The 11,591-nt window shown below is 73.3% G+C and carries 10 protein-coding genes and 1 pseudogene; 4 read left to right on the forward strand and 7 right to left on the reverse strand.

Features of this window, described 5'->3' with window-relative positions:
* Positions 1-3 precede the first annotated feature (3 nt).
* The 5 genes and pseudogenes from ABVB68_RS03455 to ABVB68_RS03475 all read right to left on the reverse strand — a co-directional run bounded on the left by ABVB68_RS03455 (position 4) and on the right by ABVB68_RS03475 (position 4,937).
* The gene (locus ABVB68_RS03455) at positions 4-1,974 is read right to left on the reverse strand and encodes a copper resistance CopC/CopD family protein (protein WP_353599341.1); all 1,971 of its coding nucleotides are present in this window, start codon (positions 1,972-1,974) and stop codon (positions 4-6) included.
* Positions 1,975-1,987: 13 nt separating this feature from the next.
* Complete coding sequence (locus ABVB68_RS03460) at positions 1,988-2,452, reverse strand: copper chaperone PCu(A)C (RefSeq protein ID WP_353599342.1); 465 nt, start codon at positions 2,450-2,452, stop codon at positions 1,988-1,990.
* Positions 2,449-3,099 carry an SCO family protein gene (locus tag ABVB68_RS03465; RefSeq protein ID WP_353599343.1) on the reverse strand — a complete coding sequence of 217 codons (651 nt, stop codon included), beginning with the start codon at positions 3,097-3,099 and terminating at the stop codon, positions 2,449-2,451. Before ABVB68_RS03465 ends, ABVB68_RS03460 begins: the two co-directional genes overlap by 4 nt.
* Positions 3,100-3,200: 101 nt before the next feature.
* Positions 3,201-3,944, reverse strand: a pseudogene (locus ABVB68_RS03470) (YcnI family copper-binding membrane protein); the annotation flags it as partial.
* A 162-nt stretch (positions 3,945-4,106) separates the two neighbouring features.
* Positions 4,107-4,937: a hypothetical protein gene (locus ABVB68_RS03475; protein WP_353599344.1), complete on the reverse strand. Its 831-nt coding sequence runs from the start codon at positions 4,935-4,937 to the stop codon at positions 4,107-4,109.
* A 186-nt stretch (positions 4,938-5,123) separates the two neighbouring features.
* Here ABVB68_RS03475 and ABVB68_RS03480 point away from each other — a divergent pair, with 186 nt between their 5' ends.
* Positions 5,124-5,570, forward strand: coding sequence for an ATP-binding protein (locus ABVB68_RS03480; protein WP_353599345.1), 447 nt, complete (start codon positions 5,124-5,126; stop codon positions 5,568-5,570).
* 42 nt (positions 5,571-5,612) lie between these two features.
* Positions 5,613-6,176 (forward strand): GNAT family N-acetyltransferase, encoded by a 564-nt coding sequence (locus ABVB68_RS03485; RefSeq protein ID WP_353599346.1) that lies wholly within the window; start codon positions 5,613-5,615, stop codon positions 6,174-6,176.
* A gap of 137 nt (positions 6,177-6,313) precedes the next feature.
* On the opposite strand, the gene ABVB68_RS03490 is transcribed toward ABVB68_RS03485, so the two are convergent.
* Positions 6,314-7,798 carry an aminopeptidase P family protein gene (locus tag ABVB68_RS03490; protein WP_353599347.1) on the reverse strand — a complete coding sequence of 495 codons (1,485 nt, stop codon included), beginning with the start codon at positions 7,796-7,798 and terminating at the stop codon, positions 6,314-6,316.
* A gap of 156 nt (positions 7,799-7,954) precedes the next feature.
* Positions 7,955-9,496: a PP2C family protein-serine/threonine phosphatase gene (locus ABVB68_RS03495; protein WP_353599469.1), complete on the reverse strand. Its 1,542-nt coding sequence runs from the start codon at positions 9,494-9,496 to the stop codon at positions 7,955-7,957.
* 493 nt (positions 9,497-9,989) lie between these two features.
* On the opposite strand from ABVB68_RS03495, the gene ABVB68_RS03500 reads away from it, so the two are divergent.
* Positions 9,990-10,661, forward strand: coding sequence for a bifunctional DNA primase/polymerase (locus tag ABVB68_RS03500; protein WP_353599348.1), 672 nt, complete (start codon positions 9,990-9,992; stop codon positions 10,659-10,661).
* A gap of 55 nt (positions 10,662-10,716) precedes the next feature.
* Complete coding sequence (locus ABVB68_RS03505) at positions 10,717-11,289, forward strand: hypothetical protein (protein ID WP_353599349.1); 573 nt, start codon at positions 10,717-10,719, stop codon at positions 11,287-11,289.
* The last annotated feature ends 302 nt before the right edge of the window (positions 11,290-11,591 follow it).

The raw sequence follows: 11,591 nt of genomic DNA on the forward strand, positions 1-11,591 counted from the left end.
CGTTCAGCCGATCTTCGCGTTCTTGGAGACGGTCGCCTGGTCGATGTCGGAGGTACGCACGGTGACGGCGATCTTCCAGTCGCCGGCCATGGGGATCTGCACTCCGTTCGCCGACCAGTGGCCGGTGGCGATGTGGTCGGGGGCCACGGGCAGCGGACCGATCTTCTTCGCCTCGAGGGTGAAGGCGACCTTCACCTCGGGGACGTCGAAGGCCCGGCCGTTGGGCCGCTGGACGTAGACGTGCATCACGTTGCCGCCGACGCGCGCGGGGTCGAGGTCGATGCTGACCACGCCCTTGCCGTCGGTGCCACCGGTGTCGAACGGCATGTCCAGGGTGAGCGCGCCGGACGTGGGGGACGACGGGGACGACGAGCTGGAGGAAGCGGACGTGGCGGCCTTGGCCTCCTGCTCGGTGCGGCCCGGCTCGGTCTGGGTGAGCGCGGTGGTGACGGCGAGCAGGACGACCGCGATCCCGGCCTCGGTGAGCACCGAGCGGCGCAGCCCGAACAGGTTCGGGTCGGCGTCCCGCAGCCGCTTCTCCCGGGCGGCGTCGACGGCGGCCCGCTGCCGGGCGAGCTGGGCGGCACGCTGAGAGCCACCGGCGGCCGATCCCTTGCCGCCCAAGTCCGCCCGCGAGCCGTCGCCCTCGCCCTCGGCGGAGCCCTCCGCCCCGGAGGTCCGCTCGCCCGTGGCCGAGGTCGCCGGTTCCTTCCGTGCCGGCTCTTCCCGGACCGGCGTGGCCGTGTCCGCGAGCCGGCCGGTCCACCGTCGCGAGATCCAGGCGACGCCGACCAGCACCGCCACCAGGGCGATCTTGGCCAGCAGGAGCTGCCCGTACCCGGTGTCGGTGAACGCCGACCAGGAGCCGAGCTGCCGCCAGGACTGGTAGGTGCCGGTGGCCACGAGGGTGATGACCGAGCCGAAGGCCAGCCGGGAGAAGCGGCGTACCGCGGCCGCCTCGACCGGGGCAGTCGCGGGCGCCCGGTACAGCGCGACCAGAAGGGCGGTGAGACCGCCCAGCCAGGCGGCCACGGCGAGCAGATGGACGACATCGACCGGCATGGCGATGCCCGGCTGGAGGCCGACCGAGGCGTGCTCGGCCATCGCCCAGCTGGACGCGAGCCCGGCCGCGACGACCACTCCGCCGACGGCCAGCCCGAAGGTCAGGTCGCGCTTCTCCTCGCCTTCCTCGCGCCGGTGGTAGGCGCCGAAGAGCACGGCGACGAACAGCGCGGCGGCGGCGAGCAGCAGCAGCCGCGAGACCAGCGCGGCCCCGGTCTTGGTCTGCAGCACCTGGCCGAGCAGATCGAGGTCGAAGACGTCGCCGAGCTTGCCCGAGGTGGTGTACGAGCCGCGCAGCAGCAGCAGCCACAGGGTGGCCGCGGTCAGCGCCAGCCAGCCGCCGACGACCAGCCGCTGCAGGGCCCGTACCCCCGCGCCCCGCTGCCAGCAGGCGAGGACGAAGGTGGCGCCGCCCGCGAGCACGATGAAGCCGGCGTAGGACACATACCGTCCCAGGGCGTAGAGCACGCCCACCGCTCCGCCGCCCGCGGCCGGTGTGGCTCCGGACACGACGGTCTGCGAGGGCGCCCCGACGGAGAACGTGTAGGCGCCGGACACGGGGTGGCTGTCGGCCGAGACGACCTGGTAGGTGACCGTGTAGGTGCCCTTGGCCAGGCCGCCCTTGAGCTGCACCGCGTACGTCGTCCCGCTCACGTTGCCGGGCGTGCCCCGCTGGACCGGCTTGCCCTTGGGGTCGAGCACGCGCAGGGAGTCGTCGCCCAGCGCCACCTTCTCGGAGAAGGTGAGCGAGACCTGGGTGGGTGCCTTCGTGACCACCACTCCCTGTGCGGGGTCGCTCCCGGTCAGTGCCGCGTGTGCGGAGGCCGGTCCGGCGCCGGCCAGCAGTGCGCCGGCGACGGCGAGGAACAGCAGCGCCAGGGCCCGCAGGCGGGGGGTGATGGTCCGCGTCAAGGTGGTCCCTCCCTCAGTGGCCGGTCGACGGGTTGTACGTGGCGGACTTCACCGGCATCTCGACGGTCAGCGGGCCGGCCTCGGCGAAGCCGAGCTTGACCGTGACCGTCTGTCCCTGCCGGGGCTTGCGCTTCAGCTTCTCGAACATCAGGTGGTCGCCGCCGCTTCTGAACACGAGCCGGCCGTGGGCCGGTATGGAGAAGGAGGCGCGCTCCTTCATGGCGCCCCCGGCGGTGCTGTGCATGGTGACCTCGCCGGCGACGTCACTGGTGACCGACGTCAGCTCGTCCTTCGCCCCGCCGTCGTTGGTGATCGTCAGGAAGCCGGCCGCCATGTCGGCGGAGACCGGCTGCGGCATGTACGGGGAACTGACGGACAGATCCGCCTTCCCGGAGCCGGAGCCGGATCCGGAGCCCGAGCAGCCGGTGAGGGCGAGGGCACCGGTGAGGGCGGCGGCGGTCAGGGCTGCACGCCTCACGGGTTGGCTCCCTCGACGAGCTTGGGCAGGTCCTTGGTGTAGTCGTCGACCGTGGCGGACTCGCCGTAGAGGACGTAACCGCCGTCGGTCTTCGGCGAGAACGCGATGACCTGCGTGCCGTGCACGGAGACGAGCTTGCCGTTCTTGTCCTTGGTCGTCGGTTCGACGGAGATGCCCACGGTGCGGGCACCGGCGCGCACCGCCGCGAAGTCGCCGGTCAGGCCGATGAATTGCGGGTCGATGCCCTTGAGCCACTTGCCCAGCTCGGCGGGGGTGTCACGGCCGGGGTCGGTGGTGACGAAGACGACCCGGAGGTCGTTCTGCTCGGCCTTGGGCAGGGCCTTCTTGGCGACGGCGATGTTGCTCATCGTCGTCGGGCAGACGTCGGGGCAGTGGGTGTAACCGAAGTAGACCAGGGTCGGGTGGCCCTTGGTCTCCTTGCGGAGGTCGTACTTCTCGCCGTGGGTGTCGGTGAGGACCAGGTCCGGCTTGTCGAAGGGCTGGTCGAGGACGGTGGCGGCCTTGGTGGAGCCGGACCCCACCGAGACCGTGGCGACCGAGTCGCCGTCGTTCCCGCTGCCGCAGGCGGAGAGGGTCAGGGTGGCGGCGGCCAGCAGCGCGGCCGCGGCGAACGTCTTCTTGCGCATAGAAAAATGTCCCAGATGTGAGAACTCCGGCGCGCACCGGGGCCGTGCGAGGGCACGGCCCCCGGGGGGGGGCCGGGGGGGGGGCAGGGGGGGGGGGGGGGGCGGGCGGCGGAGACGCCCAAGGGGACACCCCCGCCCCCCCCCACCCAGCCGGCCACGCCGAGCACGCGCGCGGTGGTGTCACTGCCGCCGCCCTTGCCGGCGGCCGTGGTCTGCGAGGTGCCGGTCTTCCCGGACGCGTCGGAGGCGTCCTTGGCGCCCGCCGTGCCGTGGTGGTCGTCGGTGGCGGCCGTCAGCTGAAGCACGGGGGCCGGGTTCTCCGGCTCGTCCTGGCCCTCCTGCGGCACCTCGATCCAGCGCACGACCTCCTTGTCCGAGTACGTCTGGATCGCCTTGAACGCGAGCTGGTCGGTGTTCTCGGGCAGGGCGCCGACGGACAGCGGGAACTTCTGGAAGTAGCCGGGCTCGATGCCCTTGCCGTCGGCGGTCCAGGTGACCTTGGACACGGCCTCGTCGATCCTCTCGCCGTGCATCGTGAGCGGCTTGTCGAGCTTGGACTTGGTGACCTTCACGGTCCAGCCGGGGACCGGCTGCGGCATGACCGAGGCGATCGGGTGGTCGGTGGGGAGGTTCACCTCGAGCTTGGTGGTCGAGGCGGCGTCGCGCTCGTTGGGCACCTTGAAGTCGACGACCGCGTAGCCGCCCTTGGCCGCGGTGCCCTCGGGCTGCACGGTGACGTGGGCGAAGGCCGGGGCCGACAGGGTCAGTACGGCCGCGCCCGCGACGGCAGCGGCGGCGGCGACACGGGCGGCGATACGACGAGGGGCGACACGAGAAACCTGCATGGCAGGAGCACTCCACTCTGGTGGTTGCGGTGAGGATGACGGCGTTGCCGAGAGGTACGCGTGCGCGTGTCCGTGCCACTCGATGGGCTCGGCGGGCGCACGCGCGCGGGCCGCACGACGGCGGCCCCTCTCCCACCGGCGGTGTGGAGTGGTGCGGCCGCGTCAGGCGGCGAGCAGGAAGGCGGCGGCGGGCGGGCCGCGCCGGATCACCGTGTGCTGGAGTGCAATGGTGTGCGGGGCGGGTGCCTCGTCCCGGGCGGTACGGCGACCGCACGGGCGGGGTTCGACGGCGGGCAGCAGCCCGGCGCACAGGGCGCGCACCAACGCGAGCGCCCCGCGCAGGGACCGGACGAGCGCCCCCTCGGCCACTCCGTGTGCCGACAGCTCGATCAGCCGCAGCACCGCCAGGTCGCCGCGGCGCAGCAGCCAGCCCGCGGCGACGGCCGCGAGGACGTGGGCGAGCAGCATCGGCAGTGAGGGCAGCAGGGCGGCCGGGGATCCGCTCGGAGCGGCCATGTGGTGCATGGCCGGCATGGAACCCACCGGACGGCCCTCGGGGTCGATGAGGCGGGCGTCGAGCAGCAGCCGGTAGGCGTGCCCGGGGGTGAGCACGGACGGCCCCGCCCCGCACACCAGCCGGGCGGCCCGCTCGACGAGCGCGGTGTCGTCCATCGCGCCGCCCGCCGGGCCCATCGGCATCCCGCCGCCGGCCATGGCCTGCCCGCCCAGCCCGAACAGCGTGTGCAGGACGGCCTGGCCGAGTGCGAGGAGTGCGGCGATGCCCGGCAGCGACCGGCTCCGCCCGGTGAGCGGTGCCGTGAGCAGCAGAGAGCCGAGGAAGCCCGCGCCGAGCGTCCACAGCGGCACGTGCGCGCAGGAGGCCAGAGTGTGCCCGGCCGCGGCCAGCACGACACAGACCGCGGCGAACACCGCGGCCCGCAGGATCCGGAGCCCGGCTCCGGGACGCGCCGTGCGCGGGTGGGGGGCACTCATGGCGGCCTCATCATCGCACTGCCCGCACCAGGCGCGTACGGCAGGTCGCGAGACGCGCCCCTCATACACCGATTTATCCCCGCGCGCATCGACCGTATGGGCGCCGGCCCGTCTACGGAGTGCTTACGGCCCCCTACCGGCGGCAATAGGTAACGGTATGTCGAGCCGCGGCCAGGAGGCTGGAGCATGAGCATCTGGTGGTCACTCCATCTGCGCCGCGAGGCCGCGAGCGTGCCGCTCGCCCGACGCCTGCTGATCGGCACCATGGAGACGGCGGGCGTCGACCCGGAGATCTCCTACGACCTGTCCGTCGCCCTGAGCGAGGCCTGCGCCAACGCCGTCGAGCACGGTGGCGGGACGGCACCGGGCGGTGACCCGGAGGCGTACCGGGTGACCGCGTACCTCGACGGGGAGAAGTGCCGTATCGAGGTGGCCGATTCGGGACCCGGGCCCGCCCGGCTGCCGGACCTCCGGCCCGCGCGTCCGGATGCCGAGCACGGCCGCGGACTCTGTCTCATCCGGGAACTCGCCGATCACGTGCACATCGGCGCCAAGCCCGGCCGGGGCGGCACGGTGGTCAGTTTCGACAAGATGCTCAAGTGGCGCGGGGACGTGCCGCCCGTGGCGGTGTGAGGAGGGGGTCCCTTCCCGGGGAGCAGCCCCTAGGGTGCGCGTATGCCTGTCGAGACCGAGGAGATGGCGGACGGCGTGACGTTCCGGCTGCTCGCGCGCGGGGACGCGGACGCGCTGTGCGCCGCCTATGTGGCCAACCGCAAGCACCTCGAACCCTGGGAGCCGGTCAGGCCGGAGTCCTTCTTCACGGCGGCCGGACAGTCCGAACGGGTGCACGGACTGCTGCGGCAGTACGCCGAGGGCACCGCGCTGCCCATGGTGCTGGCGGAGGCGGACGGCCGGATCGCCGGGGCCGTCACCCTCACCGGGATCGTGCGCGGGCCCTTCTGCAGCGCCTACCTCGGGTACTGGGTGGCCGCCGACCGGCAGAACCGCGGACTGGCCAGTGCCGCCGTGCGGCGGATGTGCCGGATCGCGCGGGACACGGCCGGACTGCACCGGCTGGAGGCGTCCACACTGCTGGACAACGCCGGTTCCCAGCGGGTGCTGGCCAAGTGCGGGTTCCAGCCCATCGGGACGGCTCCGGACTATCTGCACATCAACGGCGCCTGGCGGGACTGCCGGCTCTTCCAGCGGATCCTGCACGAGCGCGATCCGGCCATCTGAAGCCCACGCGCGCGTACGGGGACACGGGGCCATCCACACGGACGGCCGCCCGGCCCTGATGAGCCCACGCGCACGTACGGGGACACGGGAACGCCGACGGCCGGGCACCCCGCGGTGCCCGGCCGTCGGATGCGCCGTCAGCCCTTCAGGGCGGCCATCCACGTCTCGACCTCGTCGGAGCGGCGCGGCAGGCCCGCCGAGAGGTTCCGGTGGCCGTCCCGCGTGACGAGGATGTCGTCCTCGATGCGCACGCCGATGCCGCGGTACTCCTCCGGGACCGTCAGGTCGTCGGCCTGGAAGTACAGGCCCGGCTCGACGGTGAGCACCATGCCCGGCTCCAGCGTGCCGTCGACGTACGCCTCCACGCGCGCGGCCGCGCAGTCGTGGACGTCCATGCCGAGCATGTGGCCGGTGCCGTGCAGGGTCCAGCGGCGCTGCAGGCCCAGCTCCAGGACGCGCTCGACCGGGCCCTCGACCAGGCCCCAGTCCACGAGCCTCTCGGCGAGCACGCGCTGGGCGGCGTCGTGGAAGTCGCGGTACTTGGCGCCCGGCCTGACGGCCGCGATACCGGCCTCCTGGGCCTCGTACACGGCGTCGTAGATCTTCCGCTGGATCTCGCTGTACGTGCCGTTGACCGGCAGCGTGCGCGTGACGTCGGCCGTGTACAGCGTGTGCGTCTCCACGCCCGCGTCGAGCAGCAGCAGGTCGCCGGAGCGGACCGGGCCGTCGTTGCGCACCCAGTGCAGGGTGCAGGCGTGCGGGCCGGACGCGCAGATCGAGCCGTAGCCGACGTCGTTGCCCTCCACGCGCGCGCGGAGGAAGAACGTGCCCTCGATGTAGCGCTCGCTGGTCGCCTCGGCCCGGTCGAGGACCTTCACGACGTCCTCGAAGCCGCGCACGGTCGAGTCGACGGCCTTCTGCAGCTCGCCGACCTCGAAGTCGTCCTTGACCAGCCGGGCCTCGGAGAGGAAGACGCGCAGCTCCTCGTCGCGCTCGGCGGTGACCTTGTCCGTCAGGGCCGCCTCGATGCCGGCGTCGTGCCCGCGCACGACCCGCACCGGGCCGGTGGCCTCGCGCAGCCGGTCCGCGAGCTCGCGCACGTCGGCGGCCGGGATGCCGTACAGCGTCTCGGACTCGGTGAGGGAGTGCCGGCGGCCGACCCACAGCTCGCCCTGTCCGGAGAGCCAGAACTCGCCGTTCTCGCGGTCGGAACGGGGCAGCAGGTAGATCGTCGCCCGGTGGCCGTCGCCCTCGGGCTCCAGCACCAGGACGCCGTCCTCGGTCTGGTTCCCCGTGAGGTACGCGTACTCGACGGAGGCGCGGAAGGAGTACTCGGTGTCGTTCGAGCGGGTCTTCAGATTGCCCGCCGGGATCACCAGGCGCTCGCCCGGGAAACGGGCGGAGAGCGCGGCGCGGCGGCGGGCGGTGTGCGCGGCCTGCTCGATCGGCTCCAGGTCACGCAGTTCCGTGTCGGCCCAGCCGGACCGCATGTTCTCGGCCAGCTCGTCGGACACGCCCGGGTACAGGCCGTTCTTGCGCTGCTTGACGGTCTCCTCGGACTCGGTCTCCGGGCCCTCCGCGGTAGCGGAGTCGGGCACAGCCGGGTTGAGCTCGTCGGACACGTGATCCTCCTCGATACGCCATTGATCTCCCCCGGGGTCCACGCGCTGCTGGCTTGTGGCCGAGCGGGAACCCTCATCATCGTACGGTCGTACCGTCGGCGGGCCGGGGCCGGAAGACCTGTTATGCCCGGTCATTCCGGCGGCCGGGCGCGCTGCTCAGTCGAAGCGGGCCGCCAGCAGGACGACGTCCTCCTGGCTGTCGGCCGTGTCCAGGCCGTCCGGCAGGACGGTGCGCAGGACGTGGTCGGCGACGGCGCCGGGGTCGTGGCGCACCGCGCGCGGGACGCTCGCGGCGGCCGCGTGCAGCCGGGCGAAGGCGCGGTCCATCGGGTCGCCGGTACGGTGCAGCAGGCCGTCGGTGTAGAGCAGGACCGTGTCCCCGGCCTCCGCCTGGATCTCCACGCTGGGTGCCTCCCAGCAGGCGAGCATGCCGAGCGGTGCGGAGACGGAGGTCTCGGCGAACTCGGTGCGCCGCTCGCCGATCAGCAGCGGCGGACTGTGCCCGGCGCCGGCCAGGGTGATCTTGCGCAGGACCGGCTCGCAGTAGGCGAACAGCGCCGTCGCGCAGCGGGCGGGCTCGGTCAGCCGCAGCAGCAGCTCCAGGTCGGACAGGACGGCGACCGGGTCCTCGCCCTCCATCACCGCGTAGGCCCGCAGGGAGGCGCGCAGCCGGCCCATGGCGGCCACGGCGCTGGGCCCCGAACCGGTGACCGAGCCGACCGAGAGGCCGAGGGCCGCGTCGGGCAGCGGGAGGGCGTCGTACCAGTCGCCGCCGCCGCGCGGGCCGGTGCGGTGCCGGGCGGCGAGCTGCACCCCGGGCACCCGGGGCAGCCGGGAGGGCAGCAGTTCCTCGGTGATGGTCGCCACGCGCGCGCGTGCGCGCTCCACCTCCAGCAGCCGGGCGAGGTGTTCGGTGGCGTGCCGGACGTAGAGGCCGGCGAGGTGGCGCTGCCGCTCGTGCGGTTCGGCCGGTCCGTCGTAGAGCCAGACGGCGGCGCCGAGGCGGCCGGCGGAGCCGGTGGCCACGGGCACGGCGTAGCTGGCGGCGTAGCCGAGGCGGGCGGCCACCTCGCGGTGGCGGGGGTCGAGGCCGTCCTCGGCGAGCAGGTCGGCGTGGACGACCTCGGTGATCTCGCCGGGCTCCAGGAGGGCGCCGTAGGGCAGCGAGCCGGGCGGGACGGTCTCGATGTGGCCGAGGTCGGCGTGTCCGAGGCCGAGGCCGACGGTGGTGCGGGGGCCGAGCCCGTCCCCGGGGCGCAGGACGACGAGGCCGCGGCGGGCGCCGACGAGGGCGGCTCCGGCGCGCAGCAGCTCGTCCAGGGCGGCGTCCAGCGTGTTCGTGCGGGAGAGCCGCTCGGTGAGTTCGTGGACGGTGGTGAGGTCGGAGACCCAGCCGGCGAGCCGGTCCTGGAGGAGGGCGCCGGGTGCGGGGGCGGGCGGCACCGGGGCCTTCGGCACGGACGGGAGGGTGCCGGCGGCCGGACCGGGGCCCGGGGCGCAGGGAGTGGGCGGGACAGTGTGTGCGGGAGTGGGAACCGTGGAGTCGATTCCAGCCACTTTCGGAGGGTGGGGGGCGTTCATGGCGTCCGGCTTTCCGACCGGCGCGTATTGCTGAAAAGCATCGCAAACCCCCATGTCACTCTGCGCCGCTAGCAGTGTCTCCACATGTACACGCACTCGTAAGGGGATGTCCAGCATTGTCCTGCGGGGTTTCCCGGTGTCCATGGGTCTGGCGGGCATTTCTCCGGAAGCCCTTGCCTTACTGCCAAGTTGGCTGAAAACTGCCTTAGGTATCGGTCCATTGCGGTCGACTGGCCCTGCTCGACGGAGCGTCACAGCGGTCGTGATGGGTACGTACTCGGAGAAGGCCAGGGGTGGCTGGGGGCCACCCGGAACCTGGCGGCGGACCCGGGCGTCATAGCCACCGACGGCCGAGCCCCATCCTCCCGTGGCGGAGGCGGAGAGAACCACGCGCGACGGCAAAACGCCATACTTCGCCACCCCCACGCCGCAGCCGTGCTTATGTCACATGCACGACGGACGCGGACGCGGCCAACGCTCGACCCCTCGGGGTCCCCCTGTCGCGACAGGGGTGTGATGCGCCAATAGGTACGCACAGTGAAGTGATCGACACATGGTGTGATGAGGTCCACGGTGTTGCCGGCGGTGCAACGGAAAGGAACGAGCGCTCATGCGCGAGATCCTCGGAAGGCGACGCAGGCTCCTGTCCAGGCGGAAGCGGGACGACAGGAAGCCTGAGCTGATCGACGCGGCCCTGGCCTTCGCGACGCAATGGCAGTGGCCCGTACTCCCGGGCGTGGCCCCGGGCCCGCACGGGCGGGCCCGCTGCGCCTGCCCCGACCCGGAGTGCACGGTGCCCGGTGCGCACCCCTTCGATCCCGGACTGCTCGCCGCCTCCGCCGACGCGCGCATGGTGCGCTGGTGGTGGACCAACCGGCCCAGCGCGCCCATCATCCTGGCCACGGGCGGCAAGGCGCCCTGCGCCGTCAGCCTGCCGGCGCTCGCCGCGTCCCGCGCCCTCGCCCTGCTGGACCGGCGGGGGATGCGCCTCGGCCCGGTGATCGCCTCGCCCACCCGCTGGTCGCTGCTGGTGCGGCCGTACTCCATGGAGCAGCTGGGCGAGCTGCTGTACGCCAAGGACTTCGTGCCCGGCTCCCTGCGCTTCCACGGCGAGGGCGGCTACATCGCCCTGCCCCCGTCCGAGACCGGTCAGGGCGCCGTCCGCTGGGAGCGCGCCCCGCTGCCCGGCTCGGCCTCCCCCTGGGTGCCCGACGTGGAGGCGGTGGTGGACGCCGTGGTCGACGCCCTCACCCGAACGGGTGTGAGCGCACCCGAGTTGTAGGGGGTGTCGGGCGCGGACGGGGCGGACGGGTCCCCGCGCTCGTTATCTTCGCGACATGCTGTGTCATTCCGGGAGCCGGCCCCGGGACCCCCGAAAGCTCCGTCTGTTCGCCCTCGTGGGCGTCGTGGCGGCCGCCATCGCGCTACCGCTGACCGTGGCGTCCGCGGGGCAGGTGGGCGACGCGGGCCGGCCGGCCGCCGGAACACCGGCGGGCGGCGGGCATCCCGGCGAACGCGCCGACGCCAAGGACCCCTCCGCCGCTCCGAGCCGCTCCCCCCTGATCCTCGGCCTGGGCCTCGCCACCGCCGCCCGCTGCGGCCCCGAAGTCACCTCGCCCGAGGGCATCGAGGCGCAGACCTGCGTGCTGACCCAGGGCCTGGACACCTGGGCGCGCACCTACTACCGCAACGCCACCGGCGAGTCGCTGGACTCCGTGCTGAGTCTGCTGGGCCCGGGCGGCCGCACTCTGCAGATGCGCTGCGTCACGGGCACCGACGACGAGCCGGCCATGTGTGAGACGCCCCGCCGGCACAGCCGGGGCGGACCGGGCGCCTACACGGCCGTCACCGAGTTCGCCGGGCGCGGGGCCGGCAGCGCGCTGCTGCTGCGCTCCGGCAGCAACTCCTGAACCCCTGAGGGCAGTTGACGCTCGGCACCCGGGTGTACACCGGGGTGCGGGCATGGAAAGACCCGGTTGCTGGCGACGGGGGATGCACCAGCAACCGGGCTACTGGAACGGTAACAAGAGATCGGCGGTTCGCAAATTCGGTCCGGGGCATTCAGCCACCGATTTCCCTGCCGCGAGGGGGAGTTGTGACAGGAGTCACCTGTTGTGAGTACGCCGGTCGCGGGGGGGGGGGCGGGGAGGGCGGCCCCCCCCGGCGGGGCGGCGCGGCGGGGGGGGGAGCGCGGGGGGGGGGCGGCCGGCCG

Origin of the sequence: Streptomyces sp. NPDC096012 (assembly GCF_040426375.1) — a bacterium.
Taxonomy (GTDB): domain Bacteria; phylum Actinomycetota; class Actinomycetes; order Streptomycetales; family Streptomycetaceae; genus Streptomyces.